This is a genomic window from Cupriavidus agavae, from assembly GCF_004217045.1.
Lineage (GTDB): Bacteria > Pseudomonadota > Gammaproteobacteria > Burkholderiales > Burkholderiaceae > Cupriavidus > Cupriavidus agavae.
Genome location: NZ_SGXM01000004.1, coordinates 211,377 through 228,395 on the forward strand (window position 1 = coordinate 211,377; position 17,019 = coordinate 228,395).

General features: G+C 67.1%; 16 protein-coding genes. 14 read left to right on the forward strand and 2 right to left on the reverse strand.

What is annotated here, in order from left to right; all coding sequences use genetic code 11:
• Positions 1-19 precede the first annotated feature (19 nt).
• The 10 genes from EV147_RS16995 (at position 20) to EV147_RS17040 (ending at position 10,659) form a co-directional block, all read left to right on the forward strand.
• On the forward strand, positions 20-556 hold the full coding sequence (locus EV147_RS16995; RefSeq protein ID WP_130392389.1) for a cupin domain-containing protein: 537 nt from the start codon (positions 20-22) through the stop codon (positions 554-556).
• A 27-nt stretch (positions 557-583) separates the two neighbouring features.
• Positions 584-1,474 carry an IclR family transcriptional regulator gene (locus EV147_RS17000; RefSeq protein ID WP_130392390.1) on the forward strand — a complete coding sequence of 297 codons (891 nt, stop codon included), beginning with the start codon at positions 584-586 and terminating at the stop codon, positions 1,472-1,474.
• Positions 1,461-2,264, forward strand: coding sequence for an SDR family oxidoreductase (locus EV147_RS17005; RefSeq protein ID WP_130392391.1), 804 nt, complete (start codon positions 1,461-1,463; stop codon positions 2,262-2,264). Before EV147_RS17000 ends, EV147_RS17005 begins: the two co-directional genes overlap by 14 nt.
• The gene (locus EV147_RS17010) at positions 2,257-3,963 is read left to right on the forward strand and encodes a thiamine pyrophosphate-binding protein (protein ID WP_130392392.1); all 1,707 of its coding nucleotides are present in this window, start codon (positions 2,257-2,259) and stop codon (positions 3,961-3,963) included. The genes EV147_RS17005 and EV147_RS17010 overlap by 8 nt, the downstream gene beginning before the upstream one ends.
• A gap of 12 nt (positions 3,964-3,975) precedes the next feature.
• Entirely contained in the window at positions 3,976-4,782 is an 807-nt protein-coding gene (locus tag EV147_RS17015; RefSeq protein ID WP_130392393.1) for an aspartate dehydrogenase, read from the forward strand.
• Positions 4,783-4,807: 25 nt separating this feature from the next.
• Positions 4,808-6,283 (forward strand): aldehyde dehydrogenase, encoded by a 1,476-nt coding sequence (locus EV147_RS17020; protein ID WP_130392394.1) that lies wholly within the window; start codon positions 4,808-4,810, stop codon positions 6,281-6,283.
• A 25-nt stretch (positions 6,284-6,308) separates the two neighbouring features.
• The gene (locus EV147_RS17025; protein WP_130392395.1) at positions 6,309-7,274 is read left to right on the forward strand and encodes a VOC family protein; all 966 of its coding nucleotides are present in this window, start codon (positions 6,309-6,311) and stop codon (positions 7,272-7,274) included.
• Between the two features lie 40 nt (positions 7,275-7,314).
• Entirely contained in the window at positions 7,315-8,271 is a 957-nt protein-coding gene (locus EV147_RS17030) for a PDR/VanB family oxidoreductase (RefSeq protein WP_130392396.1), read from the forward strand.
• A 172-nt stretch (positions 8,272-8,443) separates the two neighbouring features.
• Positions 8,444-9,856 (forward strand): MFS transporter, encoded by a 1,413-nt coding sequence (locus EV147_RS17035; RefSeq protein WP_407923258.1) that lies wholly within the window; start codon positions 8,444-8,446, stop codon positions 9,854-9,856.
• A 257-nt stretch (positions 9,857-10,113) separates the two neighbouring features.
• Positions 10,114-10,659, forward strand: coding sequence for a hypothetical protein (locus EV147_RS17040; protein ID WP_130392397.1), 546 nt, complete (start codon positions 10,114-10,116; stop codon positions 10,657-10,659).
• Between the two features lie 19 nt (positions 10,660-10,678).
• Here the strand turns inward: EV147_RS17040 and EV147_RS17045 are convergent, their stop codons facing one another.
• Positions 10,679-11,203: a MarR family winged helix-turn-helix transcriptional regulator gene (locus EV147_RS17045; RefSeq protein WP_130392398.1), complete on the reverse strand. Its 525-nt coding sequence runs from the start codon at positions 11,201-11,203 to the stop codon at positions 10,679-10,681.
• Positions 11,204-11,525: 322 nt separating this feature from the next.
• Here EV147_RS17045 and EV147_RS17050 point away from each other — a divergent pair, with 322 nt between their 5' ends.
• The 4 genes from EV147_RS17050 to EV147_RS17065 all read left to right on the forward strand — a co-directional run bounded on the left by EV147_RS17050 (position 11,526) and on the right by EV147_RS17065 (position 16,160).
• The gene (locus tag EV147_RS17050) at positions 11,526-12,347 is read left to right on the forward strand and encodes an IclR family transcriptional regulator (RefSeq protein WP_130392399.1); all 822 of its coding nucleotides are present in this window, start codon (positions 11,526-11,528) and stop codon (positions 12,345-12,347) included.
• A 141-nt stretch (positions 12,348-12,488) separates the two neighbouring features.
• A complete protein-coding gene (locus EV147_RS17055) occupies positions 12,489-13,424 on the forward strand; it encodes a tripartite tricarboxylate transporter substrate binding protein (protein WP_130392400.1) in 936 nt (311 codons plus the stop codon).
• Positions 13,425-13,549: 125 nt separating this feature from the next.
• Complete coding sequence (locus EV147_RS17060) at positions 13,550-13,990, forward strand: (2Fe-2S)-binding protein (protein ID WP_130392401.1); 441 nt, start codon at positions 13,550-13,552, stop codon at positions 13,988-13,990.
• Entirely contained in the window at positions 13,974-16,160 is a 2,187-nt protein-coding gene (locus EV147_RS17065) for a xanthine dehydrogenase family protein molybdopterin-binding subunit (protein WP_130392402.1), read from the forward strand. The genes EV147_RS17060 and EV147_RS17065 overlap by 17 nt, the downstream gene beginning before the upstream one ends.
• 70 nt (positions 16,161-16,230) lie before the next feature.
• Here the strand turns inward: EV147_RS17065 and EV147_RS17070 are convergent, their stop codons facing one another.
• Entirely contained in the window at positions 16,231-16,971 is a 741-nt protein-coding gene (locus tag EV147_RS17070) for an SDR family oxidoreductase (protein WP_130392403.1), read from the reverse strand.
• Positions 16,972-17,019 lie beyond the last annotated feature (48 nt).

Below are 17,019 nucleotides of genomic sequence, written 5' to 3' on the forward strand. Positions count from 1 at the left end.
GACATACCGAGGAAAGCAAATGAGCGATCTGTCGCAACAGCAAAACATCAAGCGCAGCTGGGAGCAACCGGAAGGCGCCTCGTTCGACCAGTGGATGGAATCGCGCGTCGCGCGCTTCGCCACGCGCCGCTACGACTGGGACGCGCTGAAGTTCCAGGCCGACTATGACCCCAAGTATCGCCGCGCACAGATGCGCTATCTGGGCACGGGCGGCACCGGCGTGGCCGCAGACACCAATACCGTGCCGTCGGAGCACTTCACGTTCTCCACGATGATCATCCCCGCCGGGCATGAAGGCCCGTCGCACCTGCACACCGATGTGGAAGAGGTCTTCTTCATCCTGCGCGGCAAGATCAAGCTGATCCTGGAGAAGGACGGCGAGCGCTTCGAAACCATCCTCACCGACCGCGACCTCGTGTCAGTGCCGCCGGGCGTGTACCGCGAGGAGATCAACATCGGCGACGAAGACGCGCTGATGTGCGTGATGCTGGGCGCCAAGAAGCCGATCACGCCGACGTATCCGCCTGAGCACCCGCTGACCAAGGTCAAGCGCTGATCCGCGACGTCACGAGAGAAGCCCGCCATGAGCGCCAATCCCTCCGCCGTCGCCGTTGCCGTCGCCTCCGACAGCCTGGACCGCTACATCGTCCCGGGTCTGGAGCGTGGCCTGCGCCTGCTGGCCGAGTTCAGCGCGCGTGACCGCGTACTGTCGGCAGCGGACCTGTCGCGCCGGCTCGACGTGCCGCGTTCCACGGTGTTCCGCCTGCTGGCCACTTTGGAATCCACCGGTTATGTCGAGCGTGCCGACGGTGGGCGCGAGTACCGGCTCGGGCTGGCCGTGCTGCGGCTGGGCTTCGATTACCTGGCGTCGCTGGAACTGACGGAACTCGGCGCGCCGCTGCTGAACCGGTTGCGCGACGACATCGAGTATCCGTGCAACCTCGTCGTGCGCGATGGCCGCTCGGTGGTGTACGTGGCCAAGGCCGCGGCCTCGCGCCCGTTCGCCAGCAACGTCAACGTGGGCGCGCGGCTGCCGGCGCACGCCACGGTGCTGGGGCACGTGCTGCTGGAGGACCTGGGCCTCGAACAGCTGCGCGCGCTGTATCCGGAGCCGCAGCTGCAGGTGTATTCGGACAACACGCCGCGCACCGTGGACGCGCTGTTCGAACTCGTGCAGCAGGTACAGCAACGCGGCTATGTGCTGCAGGAAGGTTTCTTCGAGGCCAGCATCTCGACGATTGCCGCGCCGGTGCGTGACCGCACAGGCAAGGTGGTGGCCGCGCTGGGCGCAACGGTGCCGGCGTCGCGGCTGCCGGCAGAGGAACTGGACCACATGACGCAGAAGGTCAGGGAGACGGCGGGCGAACTGTCGCGCCTGCTGGGTTACCGGGCGCACCGCCATGCCAGGGCGGCGCAAGCCCGGGTCATATCGATGGTCCGAGATGAAAGGGAAGGGGACGATGTCCATGATTGAACTCGACGGCAAGGTAGCCGTCGTCACCGGCGGCTCGTCCGGCATCGGGCTGGCCACGGTGGAACTGCTGCTGGAGGCAGGCGCGGCCGTTGCCATGTGTGGCCGCGACGAAGTGCGCCTGCGCGGCGCAGAGACTGCCCTGCGCGAGCGCTTCGCCGGTTGCCGCCTGTATGCCGCGCCGTGCGACGTGCTGAAGCCCGAACAAGTCAACGCATTCGCCGCAGACGTGGCACGCGAACTCGGGCGCGTGGACATGCTCGTCAACAACGCCGGCCAGGGCCGCGTCTCGACGTTTGCCACTACCGAGGACGACGCTTGGCTCGAAGAGCTGCAACTCAAGTTCTTCTCGGTGATCCACCCCACGCGGGCATTCCTGCCGCAACTCGAACAATCGCCGCAGGGCGCCGTGGTCTGTGTGAACTCGCTGCTCGCCACGCAGCCCGAGCCGCATATGGTGGCCACTTCGGCGGCACGCGCCGGGGTGCATAACCTCGTGCGCTCGCTGGCCACCGAATTCGCGCCCAGGGGCGTGCGCGTGAACGGCATCCTGATCGGCCTGGTGGAATCGGGCCAGTGGCGCCGGCGCTTCGACGCGCGCCCGCCGGAAGACCAGCATCTGGACTGGGCCGCCTGGACGGCGCGCCTGGCCCGGCAGAAACATATTCAACTGGGCCGTCTCGGCCTGCCGCAGGAAGCCGCCCGCGCCATCCTGTTCCTTGCCTCGCCGTTGTCTTCGTACACCACGGGCAGCCATATCGATATTTCCGGAGGACTCTCCCGTCATGCGTAACGAGCAACAACAAGTCACCGTGGGCTGCGCCATTGCAGCCTTCCTGGAGCAGTGCGGCGTCAAGGCCGCCTTCGGCGTGATCTCGATCCACAACATGCCGATCCTCGATGCGATGGGCGAGCGCGGCAAGATCCGCTTCGTGCCGGCGCGCGGCGAAGCGGGCGGCACCAACATGGCCGATGCGTACGCTCGCACCACGGGCAGCCTTGGTGTGTGCCTGACCAGCACCGGTACCGCCGCCGGCAACGCGGCCGGCGCCATGGTAGAGGCGCTGACCGCTGGCACGCCGATGCTCCATATCACGGGCCAGATCGAAACGCCGTACCTGGACCAGAGCCTTGCCTACATCCACGAAGCGCCGGACCAGCTCACGATGCTGAAGGCCGTGTCGAAGGCGGCGTTCCGCATCCGCAGCGCCGACACCGCGATCTCCACGATCAAGTTGGCCGTGCAGACCGCACTGACCGCACCGACCGGCCCCGTCAGCGTGGAGATCCCGATCGACATCCAGGCCGCGCTGATTCCGATGCCGAGCGACCTGAAGCCGCTGCCGGTACCGGTGCACCAGCCGTCGCCCCATGCGCTCGACGCACTGGCCGAGCGACTCGCCAAGGCAAAGCGTCCGATGCTTTGGCTCGGCGGCGGTGCGCGCCACGCCACCAAGCAGGTCAAGCGCCTGATGGACATGGGCTTTGGCGTGGTCACTTCCACGCAGGGGCGCGGCATCGTGGCCGAGGACGACCCGCGCTCGCTGGGCGCCTACAACCTGCACAAGCCGGTGGAAACGTTCTACCAGACGTGCGACGCGATGGTCGTGGTCGGCTCGCGCCTGCGTGGCAACGAAACGCTGAAGTACGAACTGAAGCTGCCGCGTCCGCTGCTGCGTATCGATGCGGACCCGGCATCGGAAGGCCGCTGCTACCAGAGCGACTACTTCGTCAGCGGCGACGCGGCGTTGGCGCTCGACGGACTGGCCGATCGACTCGAAGGCCGCCTGCAGATCGACGCCGGGTTTGCCGATGACCTGCGCCGCGCGCATGACGTAGCCGTGGGCGCGCTGGTCGATGGCCTGGGCCCGTACAGCGCACTGGTGCAAGCGCTGCAGGAGGCCGTGGGCCGCAACTTCAACTGGGTGCGCGATGTCACGGTATCGAACAGCACCTGGGGCAACCGCCATCTGCAGATTTTCGATTCCCGCGCGGGCGTCCATGCGCTGGGTGGCGGCATCGGCCAGGGGCTGGCGATGGGCATCGGCGCGGCGGTTGGCGCGGCGGCCACGGCCTCGGGCAAGAAGACCTTCACGCTGGCCGGCGACGGCGGCTTCATCCTGAACCTTGGCGAACTGGCCACGGCGGTGCAGGAGCGCGCCGACATGGTCATCGTGCTGATGAACGACAAGGGCTACGGCGTGATCAAGAACATCCAGGACGCCCAGTACGGCGGCCGCCGCCACTACGTGGACCTGCACACGCCCGACTATGCGCAGCTGTGCCAGTCGCTGGCGCTGCGCCACCGCCGCGTGAGCAGCCTGGCCGACGTGGGTGCCGCGCTGGAAGAGGCCACCGTGGAGCCGGGTCCGTTCCTGCTGGAGATCGACATGCTGTCGATCGGCAGCTTCAAGACCGTGTTTGCCGGCCCGCCGGTGAACAAGCAGGCCCAGATGGCCAACACCGCCGCCGCTGCCACGGCCGCGGCCTGAGGAGAAACGTCCATGCTGCATGTGTCGATGGTGGGTTGCGGGGCGATTGGCCGCGGCGTGCTGGAACTGCTGAAGGCCGACCGCGATGTCGTGTTCGATGTGGTGATCGTGCCGGAAGGCACGATGGACGAGGCACGCGGCGCGTTGTCCGCGCTGGCGCCCAACGCACGCGTGGCGACCCGGCTCGCCGACGGCGACGCCCGCCCGGACCTGCTCGTCGAATGTGCGGGGCATCGTGCGCTCGAAGAGCACATCGTGCCGGCGCTCGAACGCGGCATCCCCTGCATGGTGGTTTCCGTGGGCGCGCTGTCGGAGCCCGGCATGGCCGAGCGGCTGGAAGCGGCGGCCCGGCGCGGCAACACGCAGGTGCAGCTGCTGTCCGGTGCCATTGGTGCCATCGACGCATTGGCCGCTGCACGTGTGGGTGGCCTGGACGAAGTGATCTACACGGGCCGCAAGCCGGCACGCGCGTGGCAGGGCACGCCGGCCGCTGACCTGTTCGATCTGGACGGGCTGACCGAGCCGACCGTGATCTTCGAAGGCACGGCACGCGACGCGGCCCGCCTGTATCCGAAGAACGCGAACGTGGCGGCCACGGTATCGCTGGCCGGACTGGGCCTGGACCGCACGTCGGTCAGGCTGCTGGCCGACCCGCATGCCGTCGAGAACGTGCATCACGTGGAAGCGCGCGGAGCGTTCGGCGGCTTCGAGCTGACGATGCGCGGGAAGCCGCTGGCGGCCAACCCGAAGACGTCCGCGCTCACAGTATTCAGCGTGGTACGTGCCCTCGGCAACCGCGCCCACGCGGTGTCGATCTGAAAACGAGACTTACCGAGTATTCCCCATGACGACGCAACAAGTGCTTCCGATCTGCATCGCCGGTGAATGGCGCCTGGGCACGGGAGACCGCTACGCCACGCGCTACCCCGCAACGGGCGAAGTGGTGGCCGAACTCAACGCCGCCAGCCTGGCCGACGTGGAAGAGGCCATCGAGGGGGCATGGCGCGCGTTCCGCCACAGCGGCTGGGCACAGCGCAAGCCGCACGAACGTGCCGCCGTGCTGTACCGCGTGGCCGAACTGATCCGCGCGAAGTCCGAGGCGCTGGCGCAGCGCCAGCGCCTGGACAACGGCAAACCGATCAGCGAAACCCGTGCGCTCGTGGCCAGCGCCGCCAGCACGTTCCAGTTCTTCGGCGCCGCGCTCGAAACGCTCGAGGAGCAGATCACGCCGCAGCGCGGCGACTGCCTGACGATGAGCGTCTACGAACCCATGGGCGTGGTGGCTGCCATCACGCCGTGGAACTCCCCAATCGCAAGCGAGGCGCAGAAGATGGCGCCCGCGCTGGCCGCCGGCAATGCGGTCATCGTCAAGCCGGCCGAGGTCACGCCACTGATGGCACTGGAACTGGCGCTGATCTGCGAGGAAGCCGGTGTGCCGAAGGGGCTGGTCAGCGTGCTGCCCGGCAAGGGATCGGTCATCGGCGATGCCATCACCAAGCATCCGCTGGTGCGCCGCGTGTCGTTCACGGGCGGCACCACCACGGGCAAGCACATCGCCCACATCGCCGCCGACAAGATGATGCCGGTGTCGCTGGAGCTGGGCGGCAAATCGCCCACGATGGTGTTCGAAGACGCCGATCTCGATCACGCTGTGAACGGGGTGCTGTACGGCATCTTCAGTTCGTCGGGCGAGTCGTGTATCGCAGGGTCGCGCCTGTTCGTGGCCCGTTCGCAGTACGAGGCGTTCATCGATCGCCTGGCAGCCGGTGCGGCAAGGCTGCGCGTGGGCGATCCGACGGACGAGCGCACCCAGATGGGGCCGCTGATCACCGACCGGCACCGCGACAGCATCGAATCGTATGTGGCGGCCGGCGTGGCCGAGGGCGGCCAGTTGCGCACCGGTGGCATGCGCCCCGATGTGGCCGGGCTGCCCGATGGCTACTTCTATCGCCCGACCATCATCGAAGGGCTCGATAACAATGCGCGCATCTGCCAGGAAGAGATCTTCGGGCCGGTGCTGGTGGCGATGCCGTTCGACGACGAGGACGACCTGATCGAACAGGCCAACGACAGCGTGTACGCGCTGGCCGCCGGCATCTGGACGCGCGACTACAAGCGCGCCTGGCGCGTGGCACGGTCCGTGCAAGCCGGTAACGTGTGGATCAACACGTACAAGCAGTTCTCGATCTCGACCCCGTTTGGCGGCTGGCGGGACAGCGGCCTGGGCCGCGAGAAGGGGCGGCTGGGCATCCTGCAGTACATGGAACAGAAGAGCGTGTACTGGGGCCTGAACGAACAACCGTTGCCGTGGGCTGGCTGAGCCGGCGGCACGACGGAGACTGGAAATGAAGGTATTGGGAATCGACGAGATCGTATATGGCGCGGATGATTTCGATGCATGCCGCGGCTTCTTCAGCGACTGGGGCCTGGCCGTCAAACGCGATGACGCGCAGGGGCTCGACTTCGAGACGCTGAACGGCTGCCGTGTGCTGGTGCGCAAGACGGGCGACGCATCACTGCCGCCCGCCATCGAGGACGGTCCGACGCTGCGTGAAGTGGTGTGGGGCGTGGACAACGAGGCGTCGCTGCGCGAGCTGCGCGAGGCCATTGCCGGCGAGGCCACGTTTGTCTCGCTGGAAGGCGGCGCGCGCATCGGCTGCACCGATCCGAACGGTCTGGCGGTGCGCTTCCAGGTCTCGCGCAAGCATGACGTCCAGGTCGATTGTGCACTGATGAACACGTGGAACGACAAGCCGCGCATGAACCAGCGCAGCCCCATCTACGAGCGCGCCGTACCGATCGAAGTGGGCCACGTGGTGTTCTTCGTCAAGGACGTCAAGGCCACCGAGCAGTTCTACGTGGACAAATTCGGCTTCTGCCCGTCAGACCGCTACCCCGACCGCGGTGCGTTCCTGCGCTGCGCGCAGGAGGGCGGCCACCATGACCTGTTCCTGCTGCAACTGCCGCAGCCCAGGAGCGGCCTGAACCATGTGGCCTTCACGGTGCGCGACATCCACGAGGTGTTCGGCGGCGGCATGCATATGTCCCGCACGGGCTGGGACACGCAGCTCGGCCCCGGCCGGCATCCGATTTCCTCGGCCTACTTCTGGTATTTCAAGAATCCGGCCGGCGGCCTGATCGAGTACTACGCCGACGAGGACCAGCTCGATGCGCACTGGGAGCCGCGCGCCTTCGAACCGGGCCCGACCATGTTCGCCGAATGGGCGATCGAAGGCGGCCTGGACGGCAACACGCGCCGGCAGAAGAACGCCGGCGGCCCGGAAGGCAAGTTCCTGACCGAGAAGCGCTGAAGCGTCGGCGCCTTGCAGTTGTAGAAAGAAGGACCTAGTGATGAGTGCCAGCCAATCCTTGACCCTGCGCGTGCAGGCCATGCGTTTCGAAGCGCGCGGCGTGGTCAGCGTCGAACTGCGCGACCCCGGAGGCGCCCAGCTTCCTGAGTTTGCGCCGGGCGCGCATATCGACCTGCATCTGGCCAATGGCCTGGTGCGCAGCTATTCGCTGTGTGGTGCACCCGAACAGCGCGACCGCTATACCGTGGGCGTGCTGCAGGACCGCAACAGCCGGGGCGGATCGCGCTACGTGCACGAGCAGTTGCGCGTGGGTGCCACGCTGACCGTGGCCGTGCCGCGCAACCACTTCGCCCTGGACGAGGACGCCGCGCATACGGTGCTGGTGGCCGGTGGTATCGGCGTGACGCCGATCGTCTGCATGGCGCGCCGCCTGGCGGAGCGTGGCAAGTCGTTCACGTTGCTGTACTGCGCACGTTCGCGTGCAGAAGCCGCCTTCACCGGGCAACTGTCAGCGTATGGCGATGCCGTGCGCTTTCACTTCGACGACGAGGCCGGCGTGCCGCCGGACCTTGCGACAATGCTGGCGGGGCAGGATCCCGGTACGCACTTCTACTGCTGCGGGCCCGGTCCGATGCTGAACGCCTTCGAGGCCGCGTGCGCGTCGCACGGCTATCCGCACGTCCATATCGAGCGCTTTGCGGCCGATCCGGCCACCGAGGCGGTGCAAGAGGGCGAGTACAGCGTCATGCTGCAGCGTAGCGGCAAGCAGGTCAGCGTGCCGTCCGGCAAATCCCTGCTCGACGCGTTGCTGGAGTCGGGCGTGGCCGTGGAGTACAGCTGCCGCGAAGGTGTGTGCGGCTCTTGTGAAACCGCCGTGCTCGAAGGCTGCCCCGACCATCGCGACAGCGTGCTCAGCAGCAGCGAGCGTGCCTCGAACCAGACCATGATGGTGTGCGTATCGGGCTGCAAGGGCCAGCGGCTGGTGCTCGACCTCTGATTTTCGCGCCGCGGCCCGCTTGCCCGCGGCACTTCGAAGACTGCCCCCGCTCATTCGAGCCGCCTCAGCGGCCGCGCGCCGGGCACCTGCCCCTCACGATTCGGGAATTCATACCTTGTTGATCGAAAGAGACGACGCCGCGATATCAGCGGCAGGCGCGCACGCGTCCGCAGTGGCCGCCCCCGGCACTGCACCCCATACCGCAGGCGCCCGACCGGGCACGCACCAACCGGGCCAGGTCACGCGCGGCCAGATCGTGGCGCGCATCGAGCGCATGCCCGGCAACATGATGCACGTACGCGCCCGGCTGCTGATCGGCCTGGCCACGTTCTTCGACGGCTTCGACGTGATTGCCATCGCTGCCACGCTGCCGCTGCTGATCGGGCACTGGTCGCTCACGCCGGGACAGATCGGGTTGCTGATCGCCGCGCCGTCGGTCGGGCAACTGGTGGGTGCGCTGTTGTTTCCGGCACTGGCGGAGCGCTTCGGACGGTTGCGTTCGATCGGCTGGAGTGCCGGCATCATCGGGCTGATGAGCGTGTTCTGCGGCTTCGCGCCATCGTTCGAGATCTTCCTGCTGCTGCGTATCGTGCAAGGGTTGGGGCTGGGCGGGGAGTTGCCGGTGGCCGCCACCTACATCAACGAAGTCACGCGCGCGCACGGCCGCGGGCGCTTCGTGCTGCTGTACGAGGTGGTGTTTCCGATCGGCCTCATGGTGTCGAACGGTCTTGGTGCGGTGCTGGTGCCGCGTTACGGGTGGGAAGTCATGTATTTCCTGGGCGGTGTGCCGCTCGTGCTGTTCTTCGTGCTGCGCAGGCTGATCCCCGAATCGCCGCGCTGGCTCGCCGAGAAGGGCCGCCTGGCCGAGGCCGACAGCGCGCTGCGCCAGTTCGAGGCGCGCGCCAGGGCGCCGCTGCCGCCGGTGGGCGACACGTCGCGCTTCGACGCGATGACGGCGCGCCATCCGCGCCGCCGCGTCCGTGACCTCGTCAGCCGCGCCTACCTGGGCCGCACCCTGGCGGTGTGGATGTTGTGGGCGACCTGCGGCTTCATTCAGTACGGTCTGTCGACCTGGCTGCCCACGGTCTACAAGACGGTCTACCATGCGCCGCTGCAACTGGCGCTCAATCTGGCGGCCGGTGCGTCGGTCCTTGGCGTGGTGGGGTCGCTCGTCTGCGCGATGATCGTGGATCGCGTGGGCCGCAAGCCCGTGATCAACGTGTCTTTCCTGTTGTGCGCGCTGTCGCTGGTGCTGGCTGGCGTCTTCCACGCCTCGTCGGTCTACGTGGTGGCTACGTTCTGCTCGCTCGCCATGGGCTTCCTGGCCTGCGGCTTCATCACCGCCTACGTCTATACCCCCGAGCTGTATCCGACCAGCATCCGCGCGATGGGCTGCGGCCTGGGCGGCGCCTGGCTCAAGATCGCGGCGATCTTCGCGCCGGGCCTGATTGGTGCCACCATCGGCACCGGCAATCTGAGCGTGGCGTTCTATGGATTGGCCGTGGTGCCGCTGCTGGCTGCGGCGACAGTCTTCTGGCTCGGTATCGAAACCAAGGGCCAGGTGCTGGAGGAACTCGAGGTCTGAGCCTGCGAGTTGGTTGTTGTTGCTGCGCCCCGCCCCGACTTTCCCGTGGCGGGGCTTTTTTCGTCTGGGCCTCGGCGTTTGAGACGAATCTCAAAATGCCCGGAATGAGACAACTACGATTTTCTTTCCTGAACAGATGCCCTAAGGTTGCCTGACGGTCACGGTTGCCAAGGAGGCAGGCGGACCGCAACAACGTACGCGAAGTACGTCACGTACGTCACGTACGTCAGAAAAAGCAACGTCACAGGGGTCGGGTCATGGCAATCAGCGTCACGGGCGAGGCATTCGCCGATGCGGACGGGAAGCAGTCTTCAGGGAAAGGAGTTCTCGGGATGAGGCGTCAGGGTGGAAGCGAAAGCAGTGGAAAGAAAGCCGATATGGGGTGGGCAACCGTCCTCGGCATGGTCGGGGGCGGGACGGCGTTCATCCTGTCGGTGTTCGTGTTTTTCAATGGACATGTGAACGAGAAGCAGCAGCCGCTCGATCAGGGCATCAGGAAACTGGACGCCAGGATGGACCGCAGCCAGCAAGCCATCACGCAACTGGGACAGGATCTGGCGCAAACGGGCGCCAAGCTGGGAGTCCTGGACTATCGCGTCGGAATATTGGAGACGCGGCTCGACAAGATGGATGCGCGTCTTGACACCATCGATACGCGACTTGATCAGGTCGACGTGCGCCTGGGCAAAGTCGAATCACGGCTGGAAACCGTTGATATCCGGCTGGCCGGCATGGACACCAAGCTTGCCGATATCAGCGAGACGATGGGCAAGGTTCTCGACGCTGTCTCCAGGCGCAGATAGCCCGCTGCAGCGGGAAACGTTACTCCTTCCCGGCTCCGGTGCAGATGCCATGCAGCTTGCGCAGTCCGGTGTAGAGGCCGTGGCGTTCCTCGGGGGTCAGGAGCCGGATCACCGACGCCTGCCCGCGTCGTGCCAGCGGGATGACCTGGGCGTGAAGCGCGGCACCCTGTTCACTGATCTTGCAGGCCAGCCGCCTGCGCGGGCTGCTGCCTTCGGATTCGAGAATCACCAGCCCGCGGTCTTCCAGCAGTCGCAGGGTCCGGCTGACCAGCGCCTTGTCCGAGGTCGACTGCTTGACCAGTTCGGCAAACGACAGCGCTTCACCGTGGGCGGCGAGCAGCGCGAGGATGCGCCATTCGGGCACGGTCAGGTCGAACTGTGTCGCATATGGCTCGGTGACGCTGTTGCGCAGGGCCGTGACCAGCTGGCTCAGCATGGTCGTCAGGAAGTCGTTGACTGTCAGCCCGGTGCCGGCCTCGTCAAGGCTGGACCAGGGATCGTCCTGCGGGATCTCGATGGGGGCGACGCGGGAGGTGCTGGACATGGGGCGTTGGCAGAAAAGTTGAGAAACGGGCCGCTGCGGCCGGCTGCGATTGTCTCACATCGATTGTTGTTCGCAACTTTGTGCCGCGTCGCCGCGCGCCGAGGCGCGCTCCGCCTGTCAATCAGGGTTTGACTTGAGTTGAGTCGTCAACAACTATTGCCTACATTGAGTTTGTTCCTGATGTGAATCTTGGTTTTACATATGAAACACATCTGCTAGTGTTCGGAATGCGGCAATGCGCCTCGCGTGCATGGCGCGACGGGGAGCATGTTATATCGATCCGTAGCCGTCATCGGCAAACCGAACCTGAGGCAGAGAGACCATGAGCAATGACACTCCCGCAGAGGAGACGCAGGACAAGTACATCGTGCCCGGCCTGGAGCGGGGGCTCCGGTTACTTGGCGAGTTCAGCAGCAAGGACCGCACGCTGTCGGCGGCGGAACTGGCGCGGCGGCTGAAGGTGCCGCGCTCCACGGTGTTCCGGCTGCTGGCCACGCTGGAAATGATGGGATTCGTCGAGCGCACCGATGGTGGCCGGGAGTTTCGTCTTGGCATGGCCGTGTTGCGGCTGGGGTTCGACTACCTGGCATCGCTGGAACTGACCGAACTGGGGCGGCCGTTGCTGGACCGCCTGCGCGACGAGATCCACTATCCGTGCAACCTCGTGGTGCGGGATGGCAGGTCGATCGTCTACGTGGCGAAGTCCGTGGCGGCGCGGCCATTCAGCAGCACGGTCAACGTCGGTACGCGCCTGCCGGCGCATGCCACGGTGCTGGGGCGGGTCTTGCTGGAGGACCTCACGCTGGGCGAGTTGCACGCGCTGTATCCCGAGCCCCAGCTCGAGGTGTTCTCGGACAGCACGCCGCGCACGGTGGAGGAGTTGTACGAGATGGTGCAGCGGGACCGCGAGCGCGGCTACGTGCTGCACGAGGGCTTCTTCGAAGCCAGCATCTCGACAATTGCGGCGCCCGTCCGCGACCGTACCGCGCGCGTGGTGGCGGCGCTGGGCGCGACGATTCCGGCAGCTCGGATCGAGACGGCACTGCTCGAACCGATGGTGGACAAGGTGCGCGGCGCGGCGGCGGAGTTGTCGCGACTGCTGGATTACCGGCCAGGCCTGGGCGGCAGGGTGGCTGGCGCATGACATAGCCGCACCCACAACAGGCAGCAAGACAAGCAGGAAGAGACCATGCATCACGGCAGCCCCCTCGCGCATCGGCGAACCGCACCATCCCTGGCACGGAGGATTCCGGCCTTCCTGGCCTTCGCCGGAGCGGTCTTCTTCATGGCCGGTGCTGGCGCCGGGGCGGCACAGGCTGCATGCGCGACGGTACGGATCGTCGTGCCATTTCCGGCGGGCGGACCGGCTGACCAGTTGGCCCGGACGCTTTCCCAAGGGCTCCAGCCGGGCAAGGACGTGCCGATCGTGGTCGACAACAAGCCAGGCGCCAACGGCAACATCGGTATCGACGCGGTGCGGCGTGCCGCCGCCGACGGCTGCACCTGGCTCGTGGTGCCGGCGGGCAACCTGACGATCAACCCGACGCTGTTTCCGGCGCTGTCGTATCAGGTGGCGCGCGACTTCCGCCCGGTGTCGCTGCTCGCCAGTTCGCCGAACGTCCTGGCCGTGCATCCCTCTGTCAAGGCCCGCACGGTGCCTGAGCTCGTGGCGCTGGCGCGTGAGGCCGACCGCAACAAGGCGCCGCTCGGGTACGCCAGCCCCGGCGTCGGCAGCGGGCTGCATCTGGCGGGCGAACTGTTCCGCCACAAGGCCGGCGTCAACATGCTCCACGTGCCATACAAGGGCACGACGCAGGCCATGACCGATGTCGCCGGCGGGCAGGTGCCCATACTGTTCGGCACGTGGCCGACCCTCGCGCCGTTCATCCAGTCCGGTGCACTGCGCGCCATCGCGGTCACGCAGTCCCGCCGCTCGCCCGCGGCCCCCGATGTACCGTCGATGGCCGAGCAGGGGATGGAGGGTATCGACGTCAGCTCGTGGTACGCGCTGCTCGTGCCGGCCGCCACACCGCAGCCGCTGGCCGACGCGCTGTCCACCGACGTCCGCGCGCTGTTCGGCACGTCAGCCGTGCGCGCCGATCTGCAGCGCCAGGGGCTGGAACCCGTGGCCAGTACGCCCGACGCACTGGCGGCACGCATCCGCGACGACACCGCCGCCTGGGCCACGCTGATCCGCACGTACCGCATCACGGCGGAATAGCGCCCGCGCCGCCCGGCGCTCCCTCTTCGAACCTCTTTCTCCGAGCTGTATCTGGCCGCACCCCGCGCCGTGCAGGGTGGCGGGCGGCCGTCTGTTTCCTGCACACCTGCACATGCGAGGCAACCATGGATTTTGTGTTGAACGGAAAGACGACGCGCTTCGACGGCGACGGCGATACGCCGCTGCTATGGGTGATCCGCGATGACGCCGGACTGACCGGTACCAAATATGGCTGCGGCATCGGTGCCTGTGGCGCATGCACCGTGCACGTGGATGGCAATGCGCAGCGTGCGTGCGTGACACCGGTCTCGACCGTCGCGGGGCGAGCCGTGACGACGATCGAGGGCCTCTCGGTCGACCGGTCGCACAAGGTCCAACAGGCATGGATTGCCAGCGATGTGCCGCAGTGCGGCTACTGCCAGTCGGGCATGGTGATGGCCGTCAGCGCTTTGCTCCGGCAGAACCCGCACCCCACCGACAAGGACATCGACGCCGCAGTCAGCAACCTGTGCCGCTGCGCCACCTATCACCGTATCCGGGAGGCCGTCCATGCCGCAGCAAAGTGAAACGCCGACCAGCCTCGCACGACGCGGCTTCCTGAAGAGCGGTGCTGCGCTGGCCGGCGCGCTGTGCGTCCCGCTGCCGGCCCTGGCCAACGGTCGTACCGTCGACAGCGGTGCGCATGGCACGCATGAGATCACCGACTGGATCTGGATCGAGCCGGACGGCGCGATCACGCTGGGTTTGTCGCAGTGCGAATGCGGGCAAGGCGTCTACACTGGCATGCCACAGATCCTGGCCGACGAACTCGACGCCGACTGGCAGCGCGTGGCCATCGTGTTCGTCACCGGCCGGGACGCCTACCGGACGGGTGCCGCCTACGAGGAGCCGCAGCAGTTCGTCGGCGCATCGATGTCGGCGACGCTGTTCTACCAGCGCCTGCGCATCGCCGGCGCCCAGGCCCGCGAGGTGCTGACGATGGCGGCGGCCAGGCGGCTGCAGGTGCGTCCCGGCCAGTGCTACAGCGAAAAGGGCCGTGTGGTCCATGGCGCCACTGGCCGGTCGTTCGGCTATGGCGAACTGGCCGCGGAGGCGGCGCAACTGCCGCTCAACCCGTCGCCGCGCCTCAAGAGCGAGGCCGAGCACAGGCTGATCGGGCAGGACCTGCGGCGCAAGGACACGCCGCCCAAGGTCGATGGCTCGGCAGAATTCGGTATCGATGTGCGTGTGCCGGGCATGCTGTACGGGGCGCTGAAAATGCCGCCGACGATCACCGGCAAGGTCATCGGGCTGCGCAACGCCGATGCCGTGAAGGCCATGCCGGGCGTGCAGGCCGTGGTGCAGGCGCCCGATGCGGCCATCGTGGTGGCCACCAGCTACTGGCTGGCGAAGAAGGGCGCCGACGCGCTGGAACTGGAAGTCGATCCGGGGGCGGCGCGCGACCTGGACAGCGATGCCATCCTGGCGGCGCGGGCGGCCGCGCTGGGCGCGCCGGAGGCGGTGGTGGCGACCCGGCTCGGGGAGCCCGATGCGGTGCTGGCCCGAGGCGGCCGGCGGGTGGAGGCGGACTACCACACGCCGTACATCGTTCACGCGACGATGGAGTCAGTCAACGCGACGGTGCATGTGCGCGACGACGCCATCGAGGTCTGGGGCCCGATCCAGGGACAGGATTTCGTGCGCAACGCGCTGGGCAAGCTGTACCAGCGCAAGCCCGAGACGGTCATCGTGCACACCACGTTCCTCGGCGGCAGCTTCGGGCGCAAGTTCCTGCCGGATTTCGTGGTGCACGCGGCGCGGGCGTCGGCGGCGGTGGGCAAGCCGGTCAAGGTGATCCGCTCGCGCGAGGACGACATCCGCCACGGTTACTACCGGCCCGGCGTGTCGGGCCGCTTCCGCGCGGTGCTTGACGAGAAAGGCATGCCGAAGGCGATGCATGCGCGGCTGACCGGCCAGTCGCTCTACGGCGTCATCAAGGCAGAGCGCATGGCGAAGCAGGGTGGCTGGGACGAGACGATGCTGGAGGCGCTCTACGATTGCGTCTACCGTGTGCCGAACCTCAAGGTCGACATGATCGACGTCAAGCAGCCGATTCCGGTCAGTTTCATGCGCAGCGTGGGGTCCACGTCGAGCGTGTTCATGCTGGAGAGCTTCGTCAACGAGATGGCCGACGCAGCGGGGATCGACCCCTATCGCTATCGGCGCGCGCTGCTGGCGCACAACCCGCTGGCGGTGCGCACGCTCGATGCCGCTGCCCGGGCTGCCAACTGGGACCGCAAGCCCGCCCCGGGGGTGACGCGCGGATTCACGTTCAACCTGTACACCGGGCGGGGCGAGGCGTTCCAGACCTATGTGGCGATGGCGCTGGAACTGCAGCGCGCCGGCAAGGGCTTCCGGGTCAGGCGCGTGGTCTGCGCCGTGGAATGCGGGCGCGCGATCAATCCGAACCTGATCCGCGCCAATATCGAAGGCGGCATCGGCTTCGCGCTGACCAACACGCTGAAGAGCGAAATCTCGTTCCAGGGCGGCGTGGTCCAGCAGAGCAATTTCCACGACTACCCGCTGCTGCAACTGGCGGAAATGCCGCGGATCGAGACCGTGATCGTGGCCAGCGACCGGCCGCCGCAGGGCTGCGGCGAGGTGTCGCTCGGCCCCACGGCGCCGGCAGTGGCACATGCGCTGTACCAGGCGACGAAGCGGCGAAGCAGGTCGATGCCGATGAAGCTGGAGGGGTAGCGTCAGGCGGGAACGACCGTAGCTTTGCTGCCCTCTCCCACATTGCGAGAGAGGGCAGCAAGTACAGGCCTCAAGCGGCAAAGCCCCCATCGATATTCAGGCTGGCCCCGGTGACGAAGCCCGCGTCCGGACCGGCCAGGTAAGCCACCATGCCGGCGATTTCCTCGGGGCGGCCATGGCGCTGCAGCGCCATCAGGCCGTGCAGCGACTTGGCGAACTCCGAATCCTCGGGGTTCATGTCGGTGTTGATCGGGCCCGGCTGGACGTTGTTCACGGTGATGCCCTTCGGTCCCAGGTCGCGGGCCATGCCCTGGACCAGGCCCTTCAGCGCGGACTTGCTCATGGCGTAGGCGGCGCCGCCGGCGAACGGCATGCGGTCGGCGTTGGTGCTGCCGATATTGATGATCCGGCCGCCTTCGCCCATGTGGGCCAGCGCGGCCTTGGAGGCCACGAAGATGGCGCGCACGTTGACCGCGAAGGTCTTGTCGAAGTCTTCGAGCGCGAATTCGTCCACAGCGCCCAGGAACAGCACGCCGGCGTTGTTGACGAGTATGTCGATCTTGCCGAAATGGGTGGCGGCGTCGTTGATGGCGCGGGTGACGGCCGAGGCGTCGGCGGCGTCGGCCTGGTAGGCCCTGGCGCGGCCGCCTTCGGCCTCGATCGCCGCGACCAGTTCCTGCGCGCCGGCGCCGGAGCTCTGGTAGGTGAAGGCGACGGCGGCGCCGTCACGGGCCAGCCGGCGCACGATGGCGGCGCCAATGCCGCGGGAGCCGCCGGTGACGAAAGCGATCTTGTTCGAGAGCGTGGTCATGATGTTTTTCCTTTGGTTCGGAAGGGTTGGTGAACCCAGTATGGTTGG

Bases quoted from the DNA above. Each gene is read 5' to 3' on its own strand.
- EV147_RS17000 (WP_130392390.1), top strand. From the start codon at position 584: ATGAGCGCCAATCCCTCCGCCGTCGCCGTTGCCGTCGCCTCCGACAGC.
- EV147_RS17025 (WP_130392395.1), top strand. From the start codon at position 6,309: ATGAAGGTATTGGGAATCGACGAGATCGTATATGGCGCGGATGATTTC.
- EV147_RS17060 (WP_130392401.1), top strand. From the start codon at position 13,550: ATGGATTTTGTGTTGAACGGAAAGACGACGCGCTTCGACGGCGACGGC.
- EV147_RS17050 (WP_130392399.1), top strand. From the start codon at position 11,526: ATGAGCAATGACACTCCCGCAGAGGAGACGCAGGACAAGTACATCGTG.
- EV147_RS16995 (WP_130392389.1), top strand. From the start codon at position 20: ATGAGCGATCTGTCGCAACAGCAAAACATCAAGCGCAGCTGGGAGCAA.
- EV147_RS17045 (WP_130392398.1), bottom strand. From the start codon at position 11,203: ATGTCCAGCACCTCCCGCGTCGCCCCCATCGAGATCCCGCAGGACGAT.
- EV147_RS17010 (WP_130392392.1), top strand. From the start codon at position 2,257: ATGCGTAACGAGCAACAACAAGTCACCGTGGGCTGCGCCATTGCAGCC.
- EV147_RS17020 (WP_130392394.1), top strand. From the start codon at position 4,808: ATGACGACGCAACAAGTGCTTCCGATCTGCATCGCCGGTGAATGGCGC.
- EV147_RS17030 (WP_130392396.1), top strand. From the start codon at position 7,315: ATGAGTGCCAGCCAATCCTTGACCCTGCGCGTGCAGGCCATGCGTTTC.
- EV147_RS17055 (WP_130392400.1), top strand. From the start codon at position 12,489: ATGGCCGGTGCTGGCGCCGGGGCGGCACAGGCTGCATGCGCGACGGTA.
- EV147_RS17070 (WP_130392403.1), bottom strand. From the start codon at position 16,971: ATGACCACGCTCTCGAACAAGATCGCTTTCGTCACCGGCGGCTCCCGC.
- EV147_RS17040 (WP_130392397.1), top strand. From the start codon at position 10,114: ATGGCAATCAGCGTCACGGGCGAGGCATTCGCCGATGCGGACGGGAAG.
- EV147_RS17015 (WP_130392393.1), top strand. From the start codon at position 3,976: ATGCTGCATGTGTCGATGGTGGGTTGCGGGGCGATTGGCCGCGGCGTG.
- EV147_RS17005 (WP_130392391.1), top strand. From the start codon at position 1,461: ATGTCCATGATTGAACTCGACGGCAAGGTAGCCGTCGTCACCGGCGGC.
- EV147_RS17065 (WP_130392402.1), top strand. From the start codon at position 13,974: ATGCCGCAGCAAAGTGAAACGCCGACCAGCCTCGCACGACGCGGCTTC.